Source organism: Thiohalobacter thiocyanaticus (assembly GCF_002356355.1).
GTDB classification, from domain to species: domain Bacteria; phylum Pseudomonadota; class Gammaproteobacteria; order Thiohalobacterales; family Thiohalobacteraceae; genus Thiohalobacter; species Thiohalobacter thiocyanaticus_A.
In genome coordinates, this window is sequence record NZ_AP018052.1 from 1,207,824 (window position 1) to 1,223,209 (window position 15,386).

The following is a 15,386-nucleotide window of genomic DNA, read 5'->3' on the forward strand; positions in this document are numbered from 1 at the left end:
CTGGGAATCGACCCGCAAGTGAAGCGGGCGCCTGAAAATGGCCTGGATGTTGCTAATTATTCCGTGGGTAGGACGTTCAGGGTGGAAGAGGGGGGTCCCTGCGGCGGAACTTCTGCAATGCCGCCGGGGATAATGACCTGGATTCAGAGACGATTGATGGATGGTACGTTATGAAACCGAGCATTTTGCGTAATCTGCTCATCGCCTGCGTAGGCTTCGGCATCCTCATGGGGGCTGCCTTCCCGGTCTTCGCCCAGTTCTTCGTGGACTGGAAGGACGGCATGTTCACCTGGTTCGTGGCCGGCTGCCTGACGGCCGGTGTGGTACTGGGGGTGGTGAACTACTGGCTGGTCAATACCATCCTGCTCAGCAAGCTGCGGCGCATCTCCGAAGTGGCCAATGCCATTGCCCAGAACGATGTCTCGCACACCTGCACCATGGAAAGTCATGATCTGATCGGCGAGATCATTACCAGCTTCAATCAGATGGCGGACAACCTGCGCAGCGTGATCGGTGAGATCAGCGGCGCGACCGCCCAACTCGCCTCGGCGGCCGAGGAGATGTCGGCCGTGACCGATGAGGCCAGCCGTGGTGTGCAGCAGCAGCAGTCCGAAATCGAACATGTGGCCTCGGCCATGAACGAGATGACCACCACCGTGGGTGATGTGGCCCAGAACGCGGCCAATGCGGCCCAGCACGCCCAGCAGGCCGATGCCGATGCCAAGGGCGGCGCCCTCGTGGCCACCGAGGCCCTGGGCGGGATCGACAACCTGGTCAACGAAATGGAGCGCGCCGGCGGCGTGATCCACAAGCTGGAGACCGAATCCGAGAACATCGGCATGGTGCTGGACGTGATCCGCGGCATTGCCGAGCAGACCAATCTGCTGGCGCTCAATGCCGCCATCGAGGCCGCACGCGCCGGCGAGCAGGGACGGGGTTTCGCCGTGGTGGCCGACGAGGTGCGCCACCTGGCCAGCCGTACCCAGCAGTCCACCCAGGAAATCCAGGAGATGATCGAGCGTCTGCAGGTGGGGGCGACCGATGCGGTGAAGGTCATGCAGGAAGCTCAGAACATGGCCCGTGAGAGTGCCGAGCAGGTGGAGAAGGCGGCCGAGTCGCTGGGTGGCATTGCCGCGGCCGTTTCCCAGATCAATGACATGAATACCCAGATCGCCAGTGCCGCCGAGGAACAGAGCGCGGTGGCCGGCGAGATCAACGCCAATGTGGGTAATATCCGGGATGTGGCCGACAAGACGGCCGCCGGGGCCCAGCAGACGGCCTCGGCCTCCGAGGAACTGGCGCGGCTGTCCGCCACCCTGCAGGGTCTGATGGGGCGCTTCCGGATGTGAACTGATCCACGTCAAACCCGGTACGATTCTCCGACGACCCGCCTTAAGGCGGGTTTGTCGTTTTCAGGACACACAGGTAAATTAGTGATACATGTAGGTCGGGTTAGCGCAGCGTAACCCGACAAGTAGCGGCATGTTGGGTTACGGTACTACGCACCTAACCCAACCTACCTGGTGGGTGATGGAGAAGCAGCGAATGAGAGTAATGTTCATACTGGCTCTGGGCGTATTCGCACAGGCAGCGCTGGCGCAATTGCCCACCGCGCCGGTGGAGCGCAGCACAGTCCCCTACCGGCAGTGGTTCGACGGTGCGATCGAGGCGGTGCACCAGGCGACGGTGTCGGCCGAGACCAGCGGGCGCATCACGGCGATCCATTTCGATGTCGACGACTATGTCGAGCGCGGCGCCGTCATCGTGGAACTGCGCGATACCGAGCAGCAGGCCCGCCTGCGCCAGGCCGAGGCAGCCGTGGAGGAGGCCCGGGCCCGATTTTCCGAGGCCCGTGACGAATACAATCGCATCAAGGAGATCTACGCCCGCAAGCTGGTCGCCAAGGCCGCGATGGACCGCGCGACCTCCGAGTTCAATTCGGCCCGGGCCCGGCTGGAAAGTGCGCGCGCCGCGCTGGAGGCGGCGCAGGAACAAGTCGGCTATACCCGCATCCGCGCGCCCTATGACGGCATCGTGGTCGAACGCCATGCCGAGGTCGGCGAGATGGCCAGCCAGGGCATGCCCCTGATGACCGGCATCTCGCTGGAGCAGCTGCGCGCGCTGGTCAGCGTGCCGCAGCGTTATGTGCATGAGGTGCGGGCGCTCGCGCAGGCGCAGATCCGATGGGGGCTGGAGGAAAGCGAGCAGGTCGCCAGCGACAGTATCACGGTCTATCCCTACGCCGACGGTGCCAGCCATGGTTTCCGGGTGCGTGTCGACCTGCCTTCGGCCAACGGCTACGGCCTCTACCCCGGCATGCTGGTCAAGGTCGGCTTCGTGGTCGGGGAGCAGGAACTGCTGACCATCCCCGCTGCGGCGGTGGTCCACCGCAGTGAACTGACCGGCGTCTATGTGCTGGACAGGCAGGACCGTATCAGTCTGCGCCAGATCCGCACCGGGCATCCCTACGAGGGCGATCGTATCGGCATCAGTGCCGGGCTCAGCGAGGGGGAACGGGTGATCACCGATCCGGTCCAGGCCGTGGTCGAACTCAAGCGTCGCCAGACGGAGGCGGGCCAGTGAGCGAACGGCTCGGCTTCTCCGGACGGGTTGCCCGGACCTTTCTCGATACCCAGATCACCCCCCTGCTGGCCCTGCTGGGCTTCCTGCTCGGGGTGCTGGCGGTGCTGGTCACGCCGCGCGAGGAAGAGCCCCAGATCAATGTCACCTTCGCCAATGTCTTCATTCCCTTTCCCGGGGCGACCGCGCGCGAGGTCGAGCAGCTGGTCACCACCCCGGCCGAGCAGGTGCTGTCCGAGATCGAGGGGGTCAAGCACATCTATTCCGTCTCCCGCCCCAACCAGGCGGTGCTGACGGTCGAGTACGAGGTCGGCGAGGAACGCACCCAGGCTATCGTGCGCCTGTACAACGCCATCTTCTCCAATCAGGACTGGCTGCCGCCGAATCTCGGCACCCTGCAGCCCATCATCAAGCCCAAGGGCATCGACGATGTCCCCATCGTCACCGCGACCCTGTGGACGAAGAATCGCAACCGCGGCGCCTACGAGCTGCAGCGGGTGGCGCATGCCCTGGAGGCCGAACTCAAGCGGGTGCCCGGCACCCGCGAGATCGCCACCATCGGCGGCGCCGACCGGGTGGTGCATGTGCTGCTGGACCTGCCGAAGCTGGCCGGTTATGACATCGATGTCGCTCAGCTGCGCCGTGCCCTGACCGCGGCCAATCATTCCAGCGACAGCGGCATGCTGGTCGGTGGCAACCGCGAGATCCCGGTCCGGGCCGGCGATTTTCTCAGCCACCCCGAGCAGGTCGCCGAATTGGTGGTCGGCATGCACCAAGGCCAGCCGGTATACCTGCGCGACGTGGCCGAGGTGCGCTACGGGCCGGATCAGCCGGAGCAGTACGTGCGTTTCGGCACCGGCGTCGCGGCCGCGGACAAGGGCATCGAGGCCGCAGGCGAATTCCCCGCCGTGACCCTGGCCATCGGCAAGAAGCCGGGCACCAATGCGGTGGATATCGCCAACGCCGTGATCCAGCGCTTCGAGCAACTGCGCGGCACCTTCATCCCGGATGATATCGAGGTGACCTTCACCCGCGACTACGGCAAGACCGCCAACGACAAGGCGCAGACCCTGATCAAGAAGCTGGCCTTCGCCACTGCGCTGGTGGTCGGCCTGGTGCTGATCGCGCTCGGCTGGCGCGAAGCGGTGATTGTCGGCCTGGCCGTGATCATCACCCTGGCCATCACCCTGTTCGCCTCCTGGGCCTGGGGCTTCACCCTGAACCGGGTCTCGTTGTTTGCGCTGATCTTCTCCATCGGCATCCTGGTCGACGACGCCATCGTGGTGGTGGAGAACATCCACCGCCACATGAGCATGGGCGGACGCTCGCTCAAGGAGGCCATCCCGCTGGCGGTGGACGAGGTGGGCGGTCCGACCATCCTCGCCACCCTGACCGTCATCGCCGCACTGCTGCCCATGGCCTTTGTCACCGGCCTGATGGGGCCCTACATGAGCCCGATCCCGATCAATGCCAGCATCGGCATGCTGATCTCGCTGGCCGTGGCCTTCGTGGTCACGCCCTGGCTGGGCTACAAGCTGGTCGGCAGCCATGGCGCGGGCGAGGGCGGCGAAGGCGTGCCGGCCGGGTTGTACGCCTTCTTCAGTCGATTCGTCGGCCCCTTCCTGCGCGGTCGTCAGGGCCGCATGAAGCGCCTGCTGCTGGGCATCATCACCCTGGTGCTGATCGTGCTGTCGCTGGCCATGGCGGTGAACCAGTGGGTGGTACTGAAGATGCTGCCCTTCGACAACAAGTCCGAGTTCCAGGTCGTGCTGGACATGCCGGAGGGTACCACACTGGAGCAGACCACCCGGGTGCTGGACGAGATGGGTGCGGCGCTCTCACAGGTGCCCGAGGTCACCGACTACCAGATCTATGCCGGCACCGCTTCGCCCATCAATTTCAATGGTCTGGTGCGTCAGTATTATCTGCGCAGCGAAGCGCACCAGGGCGATATTCAGGTCAATCTCCGGGACAAGGCCGAGCGCAGCCGCAAGAGCCACGACATTGCCCTGGCGGTGCGCCCCATGCTCGCGGCCATCGCCGAGCGCTACCAGGGCAGTGTCAAGGTGGTGGAGATGCCGGCCGGACCGCCGGTGCTGTCGCCGCTGGTAGCCGAGATCTATGGCCTGAGCTATGCAGGCCAGATCGAACTGGCCGGCGAACTGAAGCAGGTCTTCGCCGACACGCCGCATGTGGTCGATATCGACGACAGCGTCGAGGCCGCCGCCCCCCAGTTCTATGTGGCCGTCGACCGCAGCCGGGCGGCGCGCTTCGGCCTGGCGCAGTCCGGCGTGGTACAGGCCATGACCGCCGCGCTGTCGGGCGAGGACGTCACCTACCTGCACACCGGACACGACAAGTATCCGGTTCCGGTGCGGCTGGAACTGCCGGTGCAGGACAAGGACCGGCTGGAACGGCTGCTGGCCATGGAGCTGATCGGCGAGGGGGGGCGCAGCGTGCGTCTGGCCGACATCGTCGAGGTGCGCGAGGGGCTGCGCGAGCGCGCCATCCAGCACAAGGATCTGCTGCCGGTGGTCTATGTCACCGCTGATGTGGCCGGCGGCGTGGACAGTCCGCTGTACGGCATGTTCGACATCGTCGGCCAGTTGCAGGACAACACCCTGGGCCGGCCCGAGCCGATCGAGCAGCATTTCATCGACCAGCCGGAGAATCCTTATAGATACAGCCTGAAGTGGGATGGCGAGTGGCAGATCACCTACGAGACCTTCCGCGATATGGGCATCGCCTATTCGGTCGGGCTGCTGCTGATCTACCTGCTGATCGTGGCCCAGTTCCGCTCCTACCTGGTGCCGCTGATCATCATGGCGCCGATCCCGCTGACCGTGATCGGGGTGATGCCGGGCCACGCCCTGCTGGGCGCGCCCTTCACCGCCACCTCCATGATCGGTATGATCGCGCTGGCGGGCATCATCGTGCGCAATTCCATCCTGCTGGTGGATTTCATCAACCACGAGGTCGGGCGCGGGGTGGCCTTCGAAGAGGCGGTACTGCGCTCGGGAGCAGTGCGGGCCAAGCCCATCGTCCTGACCGGTCTGGCGGCGATGCTGGGGGCCTTTTTCATCCTCGACGACCCCATCTTCAGCGGCCTGGCTATCTCGCTGATATTCGGCGTGTTTGTCTCCACTCTGTTGACCCTGGTGGTGATCCCCGTGCTCTACTATGCCGCCCGCTGGCGCCGCCATGCCGCGCCCTGAGCGGATAGCCACATTAATATATTTTATATTCTCTCGTTTGCTGCTAGGATTGGCACCCGCCTGAAAATGGCAGATGCTTCAAAAACAATTGCATAGCGCGGGAAGGATGGGGTGCGCGGCGCAGCCTGCCATTCGCACCGAGGGGCGGTTTCCCCGTCACTTCCTGCAGCTTCAACCCCGGATAAGGCAGTACAGAGAGAGTCATGGCTGATCGCAGATTGCAGGTCTTTCACACAGTGGCGCGTCTGCTGAGTTTCACCAAGGCGGCGGAGACGCTGCACATGACCCAGCCGGCCGTGACCTTCCAGGTCCGCCAGCTGGAGGAACATTTCAACACCCGCCTGTTCGACCGCACCCACAACCGTATCAGTCTGACCGAAGCCGGCCGCCGGGTGTTCGAATACTCCGATCGTATCTTCGATCTGTACAACGACATGGAAAACGCCGTTCGCGAGATGACCGGCGATATCAGCGGCGTGGTCATGATCGGCGCCAGTACCACCATTGCCGAGTACATGCTGCCCGCGCTGCTGGGGGATTTCCGCAACAAGTACCCGGACGTGAATGTGCAGCTGCGCGTATCCAACACCGATGGCATCGTCTCCATGGTGGAGAACAACATCATCGATCTGGGTGTGGTCGAGGCCCCGGTGACCAACAAGAACCTGGTGGTGGAAATCTGCCGCATGGACGAACTGGTGGCGATCGTGCCGCCCAGTCACCCGCTGGCAAAGAACAAGGTGGTCAAGATCGAGGACATGCTGAAGTACCCCTACATCTGCCGCGAGGAAGGCTCCGGCACGCGCGAGGTGATCAGCGAGTACCTGGGCCAGGCCGGGGTGAATATGACCGATATCAGCGTCTGCATGGAGCTGGGCAGCCCCGAGGCGGTCAAGGGCGCAGTGGAGGCGGCGATGGGCGTGTCCATCGTCTCCCGCGCGACCATTCAGAAGGAACTGAAGCTCCAGACCCTGGTTGCCCTGCAGCTCGAGCCCAGACTGGAGCGGCCTTTCTCCTTCGTGCACCAGAAGCAGAAGTTCCGGCACCTGGCCATGGACGAGCTGCTGGAATTCGCCCGCCATTACTGCAAGACGCATCAGGACGACTGGGAGTGATCGGGCTGTAGAATGGGTGGCGCGAAGCGCAACCCATCATGGCGCGGCATGTGCTGATGGGTTGCGGCGCGGCGCGCCTTCACCCATCCTACAGGTTCTGGAAGCTGCTTAAGAGAGAACATGTCTGCAGATGAAGCCAGGTTGACGGAACTGTTCCGGGAACTGGGCGAGGCCGACCGCCACGCCCTGATCCGTTACGCCGAGTTCCTCGCGGGCCAGCCGGCGACCCGACCCGCGCTGCCCGTGGCGACCGAGCCGGCCGAACCGCTGTCGCCCGAGACCCCGAAACCGATCCCGCGGCCGGAGTCCGAATCCGTCATCAAGGCGGTCAAGCGTCTGTCCGAAAGCTATTACATGCTGGACAAGAACAAGCTGCTCAACGAGACCTCGCCGCTGGTGACCGAGCATGTTATGTACGGCAAGGCGGCCGAGGAGGTGATCGACCGGCTGGAGACCGTATTCGAGGAGCACTACCAGGCCTATCTCGAGCGCTGGTCCTGAATCCCCGCCCATGGACATCATCCGCAACTGGTTCCGGCGCTATTTCTCCGACCCGCAGGTCGTCATCCTCGCGCTGTTTCTGATTGTCGGCTTCGCCGTGGTGCTGACCATGGGGCGGATGCTGGCTCCGGTACTGGCCGGCGTGGTGATCGCTTATCTGCTGGACGGCCTGGTCATGCCGCTGGAACGGCATATCGGTCGAACCTGGGCCGTGCTGGCGGTGTTCATCGCCTTCATGCTGTTCCTGCTGTTCGCCTTTTTCGGCATCATCCCGCGACTCTCCTTCCAGCTCACCCAGCTGGTGCAACAGCTGCCAGACATGGTCAGTCGCGGCCAGGCGATGCTGCTCAAGCTTCCCGAGCGTTATCCCAACTTCGTCACCGACGAGCAGATCCGCGAATTCATGGCGGCGATCCGAACCGAACTGGGCAGCATGGGTCAGCAGGTGCTGTCGCTGTCGGTGGCCTCGCTGGTCAGCCTGATCTATCTGCTGGTGTATCTGATCCTGGTGCCGGTGCTGGTGTTCTTCTTTCTCAAGGACAAGGCCCGCATCATCGGCTGGCTGGCCTCCTACCTGCCGCGCGAGCGGCATCTGTCCACCGCCGTCTGGCACGATGTCAATGCCCAGATCGGCAACTACATTCGCGGCAAGATCTGGGAGATCTTCATCGTCGGCGGCGTCACCTATGCCACCTTCACCCTGATGGGTCTGCAGTATGCCGTGCTGCTCAGTACCCTGGTCGGTCTGTCGGTGATCATCCCCTACATCGGCGCGGCCGTGGTGACGGTGCCGATTGCGCTGATCGCCTACTTCCAGTGGGGGTGGGGGAGTGAGTTCTTCTACGTGCTGGCGGCCTATGCCGTGATCCAGGCCCTGGACGGCAATGTGCTGGTGCCGCTGCTGTTTTCCGAGGTGGTGGACCTGCATCCGGTGGCGATCATCGTCGCGGTGCTGGTATTCGGCGGCATCTGGGGCTTCTGGGGCATATTCTTCGCCATTCCGCTGGCCACCCTGGTGCAGGCCGTGCTTAAGGCCTGGCCGCGCAGGGAATCCGAGCCCGAGGCGGTTGGCAGTGGCGGTGAGTAACGCAGAGGAAACGAAAAAATCATCAGGTAGGTTGGGTTAGTCGCAATCGCGACGTAACCCAACACAGGCCGCGCATTGTTGGGTTACGCCCTAACGGGCTAACCCAACCTACAATCTACGTTATTTATATCTCTGCGCCTCCGTGTCTCTGTGCCCTCTGCGTTCATGCCGCAGAAGATCAGAGATTCTCCGAGGCGTAATCCGCCAGCCGTGAACGCTCGCCCTGGCGCAGGGTGACGTGCCCGCCGTAACCCCAGCCCTTGAACCGGTCGACCACGTAGGTCAGGCCGGAGGTGGTCTCGGTCAGGTAGGGGGTATCGATCTGGGCCACGTTGCCCAGGCACACCACCTTGGTGCCGGGGCCGGCGCGGGTGATCAGTGTCTTCATCTGCTTGGAGGTCAGGTTCTGAGCCTCGTCGATGATGAGGAACTTGTTCAGAAAGGTGCGTCCGCGCATGAAGTTCAGGGAATGGATCCTGATGCGCCGGTGCAGCAGATCGTTGGTCGCGGCCCGCCCCCATTCGCCGGCGGCATCCGACTGAGTCAGCACTTCCAGGTTGTCCATCAGCGCGCCCATCCAGGGCGTCATCTTCTCCTCCTCGGTGCCGGGCAGAAAGCCGATGTCCTCGCCCACCGGGACCGTCACCCGGGTCATGATGATCTCGCTGAAATGCTTTTCGTCCAGCGTCAGGGTGAGCGCAGCGGCCAGGGTCAGCAGGGTCTTGCCGCTGCCGGCCTGTCCCACCAGGGTGACGAAATCGATATCCGGGTCCATCAGCAGGTTGAGCGCGAAGTTCTGTTCCCGGTTGCGGGCGGTGATGCCCCAGACCGAGTGATTGGGTTTGCGGTAGTCGCGCAGTACCTCGACGACGGCGCTGTCCGTGTCGCGTTCGCGCACCATGGCCTCGAACTCGTTATCGCCCGGCAGGTAGACGCCCTGGTTCAGGTGCCAGTCCTGTGTCATCGCGTCATTGATGCGATACAGACTGCGGCCGTTGTCCTGCCAGGAATCCATCCGATCGCCGATTCTGTCCCAGAAATCGCCCGGCAGCTCGGCCATACCCTTGTAGAGCAGATTGACGTCATCCAGCACCTGGTCGTTGTAGTAGTCCTCGGCATGAATGCCGAGGATGGCCGCCTTGATGCGCAGGTTGATGTCCTTGGATACCAACGTAACCCGTGCATCGGACTGCTCCTGCTGCAGGGCCAGGGCGGTGCCGAGAATGTTGTTGTCCGGGACATTGCCGGGCAGAGCGGCAGGCAGTTCGAAGGGAAGGCTGCGGGTCTGCAGGTACAGAACGCCGGAGGCGTCCAGGCCGTGGCCATTGGTGTCGAACGGGCGCTGTGACAGTTGCAGTCCGCGCTCGATGTCTTCATGTGCCGCATCGCAGGTCAGTTCATCGAGGAAGCGGTTGACCTGGCGCACGTTGCGGGCCACTTCGGTGACCCCTTTCTTGCCGGCATCGAGCTCTTCCAGTACCACCATGGGCAGGAAGATGTCGTGTTCCTGAAACCGGAACAGTGCGGTCGGGTCGTGCATGAGGACGTTGGTGTCGAGCACGAACAGGCGTTTATCTGGCATAGGAAAGAGGCTTCGGTTTTATCAGTGGTGACAGGTGTGATTGTCCGTCATCCCGGCGCAGGCCGGGATCCAGCAACCGCACACGCGGATCATCCTTCTGGATTCCGGCCTGCGCCGGAATGACGTATTCAGGCCTGAGCGTTGTGGTGTTCAATGTGGACAATCAACTCCTGTCAAAGGTCTTTCACCGCTTCCAGGACTTCATCGACATGGCCCTTGACCCTGACCTTGCGCCACTCCTGCCGGAGTACCCCCTGCTCGTCGATGAGAAAGGTGCTGCGTTCGATGCCCATCACCTTTTTGCCGTACATGTTCTTTTCCCTGATCACGTCGAACTGGTTGCAGGCCTTTTCCTCGGTGTCGGACAGCAGTTCGAAGGGGAACTCGTGCTTGTCCTTGAAGTTATCGTGGCTTTTCAGGCTGTCGCGCGAGATGCCGAAGATCAGGGTTTTCTGGCGTTTGAATTTGCTGTAACTGTCGCGAAAGTCCTGACCCTCGGTGGTGCAGCCCGGTGTGCTGTCCTTGGGGTAGAAATACAACACCACGTTCTTTCCCCTGCAATCGGAGAGTTTGAAGGTCTGGTCGCCCGTCATGGGCAGGGTGAAGTCACGGACCTTCTTGCCGACGGTGACGCTCATGCTGCCTCCTTCAGCCCTTGGCCGGTTCGATGATGGCGTCCAGGTTCAGCTGGTCGCAGAAATCCATGAATTCCTCCCGCAGGCTGGAGATGTGCTGCTTGGCCGGGATCTGCACCGTCATATGCACGGCAAACATGGGCGTGCCGGTGTGGGGAGCGGCATAGCTACTGGTGTTCAGGTCCTGGATATTGATGTTGCGGGCAGAGAAGAAGTGGGCCAGGTTGTGCACGATGCCGGGATTGTCCATGGCGACCACCTCGACCACATAGGGCAGGGTGTCGCGACTGTACTGGCGCTCCTCCGTGCGGCGCAGGCTCACGGTCAGGCCGAGCTTCTCGCCCAGCTGCGGCAGCTGGTCCTCGAGCTTGGCAATGGAATTCCAGTTTCCGGTCACCAGCAGCATCACGGCAAAATCCCCGCCCAGCACGGTCATGCGGCTGTCGGCGACACTGCCGCCGTAATCGTAGATGCAACGGGTCAGTTCGTCGACGATGCCGGGCTGGTCGGCGCCCAGGGCGGAGATGACGAGATGGGTGCTCATGATTCCAGGGTGACCTCACGTAGCTGTTGGGCGGCGTCTTCCGGGCTGATGGTATTGACGAACAGCCCCGAGCCGAGTTCGAAGCCGGTCGGGATGCTGGTCCGCGGGCAGATCTCCAGGTGCCAGTGGAAACCGGACTGGCAGTCGGCATAGGCCTCGCTGCGCGGCAGCGAGTGCAGGAAGTAATTGTACTGCACGCCGCCGACCACCGCATCGAGCCGCGCCATGGTGCGGCGCATCACCCGTGCCAGATCGGCCCGTTGAGCGTCCGTGATATTGAGGAAGTCGCTGTCGTGCTGCAGCGGCAGGATATGCACCTCCCATTCGTAGCGGCTGGCGAAGGGCTTGATGGCGATGAAATGCTCGCCGCGTTCGACCACGTACTGGCCGACGTTGATCTTGCGCCGGATCTCGCCCGAGACGCGGTCGTAGATGGTGGCCTCGAAGGTCAGCGCCTCATCGATCAGCGAACAGAAGATGCACTGGTGGTATTTCCGGTGATGCGCGCGGCTGTTGAGCAGCTCGTTGTGCAGGTTCTCGGGCACAACCGGCATGGCGATGATCTGGCTGTGGGTGTGGGCGATGCTCGCGCCGGCCGCCGGGCCGAAGTTCTTGAAGGCGAGCACGTAGCGGATGCGCGCATCGGAGGCGTAGAGCTGGGCCATGCGGTCGCGGTAGACACCGAACAGCAGGGCCAGGTGTTCTTCGGTCATTTCGTGGATGGCGATGCCGTGGACGGCGTTGTCGATGATCACCTCGTGGCGGCCATAGCCGTCGATGGCCTGCTGCAGGCCGAAGGTGAGTCCGCCGCCGGCGGTCTCGCCCAGCACCGGGTACAGGTTTTCCACCATGCGGATCTGCCAGTTCTCCTCGCTGGGCACCGCCATGATGGTCGGCGGGGTCATGGCCTCGTTGCCCTGACAGAAGGGACAGCGCTCGACGTGACGGCGGGTGTCGCGCGGGGCCGGTTCCTCGTCCTTGCGCGGGCGCATGGCGCGGGCGGTGGCCACCAGAACGGACTCACTCGGAACGATGGGGTTGATGCGGATTTCGCGCAGGGGGGCTTGCTCTTCTTCGCTCATATTCTCTCACCTTTTCGGCCAAGAATACTTTAGAGCCGGCGTGCATTGCCACTACGGCGTCGTCGCCTTGTCAGCACCGGGGCGGACCAGTAGTATGTGGCGGTTTCAGGGGTATCCCGACCCGGGTCCCGACACAGGCTTGCGGAGTGAGTTGCATGTTCCATGGCAGCATGGTCGCGCTGGTGACCCCGATGCACGAGGACGGGGCGGTCGACTACACCAGCCTGGCGAAACTGGTTGAATTTCATATCGAACATGGCACCGACGGCATCGTGGCCGTGGGTACGACCGGGGAGTCCGCCACCCTCGACGAGGACGAGCACTGCGAGGTGATCCGCCGCACCGTGGAACTGGCGGCCGGGCGCATCCCGATCATTGCCGGTACCGGCGCCAACTCCACCACCGAGGCCATCAGCCTGACCCGATGCGCCCTGCAGGCCGGGGCCGATGCCTGCCTCCTGGTCACCCCCTATTACAACAAGCCCACCCAGGAGGGGCTGTACCTGCACCACAAGGCCATCGCCGAGGCCGTGCCGATCCCGCAGATCCTTTATAATGTCCCCGGACGTACCGCCTGCGACATGCTGCCCGACACGGTCGAGCGGCTGTCGCACATCTCCAACATCGTCGGTCTGAAGGATGCCACCGGCGATCTGGACCGGCTGCGGGACCTGCGTGAACGCTGCGGTGACCGCATCGACCTGTATAGCGGCGACGACCCCACCGGCATGGAATTCATGCTGCAGGGCGGGCAGGGCGTGATCTCGGTCACCGCCAATGTGGCGCCGGCGGACATGCATGCCATGTGCGTGGCCGCCCGTGGCGGTGACCGGGACGCGGCCACGCGCATCAACGACCGGCTGGACGGGCTGCATCATGCCCTGTTCCTGGAGGCCAATCCCATCCCGGTCAAATGGGCACTGTACAGGATGGGCCTGATCCCGGCCGGCATCCGGCTGCCGCTCACGCCGCTGTCCGAACCCTACCGCGAGCAGGTGACCGAAGCCCTGCGCCGGGCCGGCGTTGTGGACTGAAGCATGACTTATCATTCAACTCGGGTTGCTTACATGAAACTGTCTCTTGCCTCGCGTAGCCTGGCCGCTGTAACGGCCGCCCTGATGCTGACCGCCTGCAGCACGGTCCGGGAATACATGCCGGGGGAAAAAGCCGATTACAAACAGAGCCGCCAGGAGCCCACCCTGGAACTGCCCCCGGACCTGCGCTCCAGCGAGATCGAGGACAGCCTGGTGATCCCCTCGGCGACCCTGTCCGAGTACGAGACCGAGGCCCGCACCACCCGGCCGTCCGAGGCCGGGGTGCTGCCCCGGTCGGAGAATATCGAGGTGCGCCAGGATGGCGAGCAGCGCTGGCTGGTGGTGCAGGCCCCGGCCGAACAGGTCTGGCCGCGGGTACGCGATTTCTGGGTTCAGAATGGTTTCCTGCTGACGGTGGAGGATCCGCGTGTGGGCATCCTGGAGACCGAATGGGCCGAGAATCGCGCCGACATTCCGCAGGGACCGATTCGCCGTACCCTGGGCAAGGTCATGGATTTCGCCTATTCGGCGTCGACCCGCGACAAGTTCCGGGTGCGTCTCGAGCGCGGCAGCGAACCCGGCGTCACCGAGGTCTATCTGACCCACCAGGGGGTGGAAGAGGTGATCGAGGGCACACCGGACCAGGACGGCAACACTGTCTGGAAGCCGCGTCCGAGCGATCCGGCGCTGGAGGCCGAAATGCTGCAGCGGCTGATGGTCTACATGGGCGTGGAAGAAGAACGCGCCAGGACCCGCATGGCGCAGCAGTCGCAGGAAACCCCGGCGGTGCGCGCCCAGTTGATCCGTACCAACACCGGTGAGGTCGAACTGCGGCTGGCCGACGACTTCTCCCGCGCCTGGCGCCGTACCGGCCTGGCGCTGGACCGGGTCGGGTTCACTGTCGAGGACCGCAACCGTTCCGAGGGCATCTATTACGTGCGCTACAATGATCCGCTCAAGCAGCAGGAGGGCGAGGGTCTGCTCTCGCGGCTGGCCTTCTGGAGCGATGACGAGCCGATTGACCGCGAGGCCCAGTACCAGATCCAGCTGCTCGCAAGCGGGGCGCAGACCAACGTGATCGTGCGCGACCTGGAAGGCAGGCGCGACAATTCGCAGACCGCGGCCCGCATCCTGACGCTGCTGGAAGAACAGCTCAAGTAGGGGAGGGGAGCCGGTTCCGGTCATGCGTTTCGCGTCCCTGGGCAGCGGCAGCCGCGGCAACGCCATGCTGGTCGAGGCCGGCTCGACCTGCCTCATGGTCGACTGCGGGTTCTCCATCACCGAGACAGAGAAGCGTCTGACGCGGCTGGGTCGCAGCCCGGAAGAACTCTCGGCCATCCTGGTCACGCATGAACACAGTGACCACATCCGCGGCGTGCTGCCCTTCGCCCGCCGCCACGCCATCCCGGTCTGGATGACGCACGGCACCGCCGCCGCCCTGCCTGAGGGTGATCTGCCGCCGCTGCATGCGATCGCCGGTTACACCGATTTTCATGTGGGCGATATCCAGGTCCAGCCCTATCCGGTCCCGCATGATGCCCGCGAACCCTGCCAGTTCCTGTTCCACAGCGGCCGTCACCGACTCGGTCTGCTCACCGACTGCGGCAGCCTGACGCCGCACATCGTTTCCACCCTCCAGGGCTGTGACGCCCTGGTGCTCGAGTTCAACCACGATCCGGAGATGCTCGCCCGGGGCAGCTACCCGCCCGCCCTCAAGCGCCGGGTCGGTGGCGACTATGGCCACCTCAACAATCACCAGGCCCGGCGACTGCTGGAACAGATCGAACTGGGCCCGCTGCAACACCTGGTGGCCGCGCACCTGAGCGAGAAGAACAACGCCCCCGAGCGGGTGCGCGAACAGCTGGACGCCTTCGACGGCAGGCTCGACTACAGCCTGGCCTGCCAGGACGGCGGGTTCGACTGGCGCACGCTGGAGTGATCCCCCACCGGGCGGCGTAGGATGGGTGGAGGCGCCTCGTGGCGCCGTAACCCATCACGGACCACCTACCAA

The 15,386-nt window shown here is 63.8% G+C and carries 13 protein-coding genes; 9 read left to right on the forward strand and 4 right to left on the reverse strand.

What is annotated here, in order from left to right; translation table 11 throughout:
* The first annotated feature begins 170 nt into the window (after positions 1-170).
* The 6 genes from CFK21_RS05695 (at position 171) to CFK21_RS05720 (ending at position 8,498) form a co-directional block, all read left to right on the forward strand.
* The gene (locus CFK21_RS05695) at positions 171-1,349 is read left to right on the forward strand and encodes a methyl-accepting chemotaxis protein (protein WP_096365603.1); all 1,179 of its coding nucleotides are present in this window, start codon (positions 171-173) and stop codon (positions 1,347-1,349) included.
* 205 nt (positions 1,350-1,554) lie between these two features.
* Positions 1,555-2,583 carry an efflux RND transporter periplasmic adaptor subunit gene (locus CFK21_RS05700; protein WP_231971569.1) on the forward strand — a complete coding sequence of 343 codons (1,029 nt, stop codon included), beginning with the start codon at positions 1,555-1,557 and terminating at the stop codon, positions 2,581-2,583.
* Positions 2,580-5,795 (forward strand): efflux RND transporter permease subunit, encoded by a 3,216-nt coding sequence (locus tag CFK21_RS05705; protein ID WP_096365607.1) that lies wholly within the window; start codon positions 2,580-2,582, stop codon positions 5,793-5,795. Before CFK21_RS05700 ends, CFK21_RS05705 begins: the two co-directional genes overlap by 4 nt.
* Before the next feature lie 203 nt (positions 5,796-5,998).
* On the forward strand, positions 5,999-6,910 hold the full coding sequence (locus CFK21_RS05710) for a selenium metabolism-associated LysR family transcriptional regulator (protein WP_096365608.1): 912 nt from the start codon (positions 5,999-6,001) through the stop codon (positions 6,908-6,910).
* 120 nt (positions 6,911-7,030) lie between these two features.
* Positions 7,031-7,411, forward strand: coding sequence for a Crp/Fnr family transcriptional regulator (locus CFK21_RS05715; RefSeq protein ID WP_096365610.1), 381 nt, complete (start codon positions 7,031-7,033; stop codon positions 7,409-7,411).
* 10 nt (positions 7,412-7,421) lie between these two features.
* A complete protein-coding gene (locus tag CFK21_RS05720; protein WP_096365612.1) occupies positions 7,422-8,498 on the forward strand; it encodes an AI-2E family transporter in 1,077 nt (358 codons plus the stop codon).
* Between the two features lie 178 nt (positions 8,499-8,676).
* Here the strand turns inward: CFK21_RS05720 and CFK21_RS05725 are convergent, their stop codons facing one another.
* From CFK21_RS05725 to CFK21_RS05740, 4 genes are all read right to left on the reverse strand, one after another.
* On the reverse strand, positions 8,677-10,080 hold the full coding sequence (locus CFK21_RS05725; protein ID WP_096365614.1) for a PhoH family protein: 1,404 nt from the start codon (positions 10,078-10,080) through the stop codon (positions 8,677-8,679).
* A 173-nt stretch (positions 10,081-10,253) separates the two neighbouring features.
* The gene (locus tag CFK21_RS05730) at positions 10,254-10,718 is read right to left on the reverse strand and encodes a peroxiredoxin (protein ID WP_096365616.1); all 465 of its coding nucleotides are present in this window, start codon (positions 10,716-10,718) and stop codon (positions 10,254-10,256) included.
* Positions 10,719-10,728: 10 nt separating this feature from the next.
* Positions 10,729-11,259 carry a glycine cleavage system protein R gene (locus CFK21_RS05735; RefSeq protein ID WP_096365618.1) on the reverse strand — a complete coding sequence of 177 codons (531 nt, stop codon included), beginning with the start codon at positions 11,257-11,259 and terminating at the stop codon, positions 10,729-10,731.
* Positions 11,256-12,341, reverse strand: a complete 1,086-nt coding sequence (locus CFK21_RS05740; protein WP_096365620.1) for a galactose-1-phosphate uridylyltransferase — start codon at positions 12,339-12,341, stop codon at positions 11,256-11,258. The genes CFK21_RS05735 and CFK21_RS05740 overlap by 4 nt, the downstream gene beginning before the upstream one ends.
* A 155-nt stretch (positions 12,342-12,496) precedes the next feature.
* On the opposite strand from CFK21_RS05740, the gene dapA reads away from it, so the two are divergent.
* The 3 genes from dapA to CFK21_RS05755 are packed head-to-tail and all read left to right on the forward strand — an operon-like array spanning position 12,497 to position 15,314.
* The gene (gene dapA / locus CFK21_RS05745; RefSeq protein WP_096365622.1) at positions 12,497-13,375 is read left to right on the forward strand and encodes a 4-hydroxy-tetrahydrodipicolinate synthase; all 879 of its coding nucleotides are present in this window, start codon (positions 12,497-12,499) and stop codon (positions 13,373-13,375) included.
* Positions 13,376-13,408: 33 nt separating this feature from the next.
* Positions 13,409-14,536: an outer membrane protein assembly factor BamC gene (gene bamC / locus CFK21_RS05750; protein ID WP_197703009.1), complete on the forward strand. Its 1,128-nt coding sequence runs from the start codon at positions 13,409-13,411 to the stop codon at positions 14,534-14,536.
* Positions 14,537-14,558: 22 nt separating this feature from the next.
* Positions 14,559-15,314, forward strand: a complete 756-nt coding sequence (locus CFK21_RS05755; protein WP_096365624.1) for an MBL fold metallo-hydrolase — start codon at positions 14,559-14,561, stop codon at positions 15,312-15,314.
* Positions 15,315-15,386: the final 72 nt, after the last annotated feature.

Excerpts from the sequence above, each read along its gene's own strand:
- CFK21_RS05735 (WP_096365618.1), bottom strand. The coding sequence starts at position 11,259 with ATGAGCACCCATCTCGTCATCTCCGCCCTGGGCGCCGACCAGCCCGGC.
- dapA (WP_096365622.1), top strand. The coding sequence starts at position 12,497 with ATGTTCCATGGCAGCATGGTCGCGCTGGTGACCCCGATGCACGAGGAC.
- CFK21_RS05715 (WP_096365610.1), top strand. The coding sequence starts at position 7,031 with ATGTCTGCAGATGAAGCCAGGTTGACGGAACTGTTCCGGGAACTGGGC.
- CFK21_RS05725 (WP_096365614.1), bottom strand. The coding sequence starts at position 10,080 with ATGCCAGATAAACGCCTGTTCGTGCTCGACACCAACGTCCTCATGCAC.
- CFK21_RS05755 (WP_096365624.1), top strand. The coding sequence starts at position 14,559 with ATGCGTTTCGCGTCCCTGGGCAGCGGCAGCCGCGGCAACGCCATGCTG.
- CFK21_RS05720 (WP_096365612.1), top strand. The coding sequence starts at position 7,422 with ATGGACATCATCCGCAACTGGTTCCGGCGCTATTTCTCCGACCCGCAG.
- bamC (WP_197703009.1), top strand. The coding sequence starts at position 13,409 with ATGAAACTGTCTCTTGCCTCGCGTAGCCTGGCCGCTGTAACGGCCGCC.
- CFK21_RS05730 (WP_096365616.1), bottom strand. The coding sequence starts at position 10,718 with ATGAGCGTCACCGTCGGCAAGAAGGTCCGTGACTTCACCCTGCCCATG.
- CFK21_RS05700 (WP_231971569.1), top strand. The coding sequence starts at position 1,555 with ATGTTCATACTGGCTCTGGGCGTATTCGCACAGGCAGCGCTGGCGCAA.
- CFK21_RS05710 (WP_096365608.1), top strand. The coding sequence starts at position 5,999 with ATGGCTGATCGCAGATTGCAGGTCTTTCACACAGTGGCGCGTCTGCTG.
- CFK21_RS05740 (WP_096365620.1), bottom strand. The coding sequence starts at position 12,341 with ATGAGCGAAGAAGAGCAAGCCCCCCTGCGCGAAATCCGCATCAACCCC.
- CFK21_RS05695 (WP_096365603.1), top strand. The coding sequence starts at position 171 with ATGAAACCGAGCATTTTGCGTAATCTGCTCATCGCCTGCGTAGGCTTC.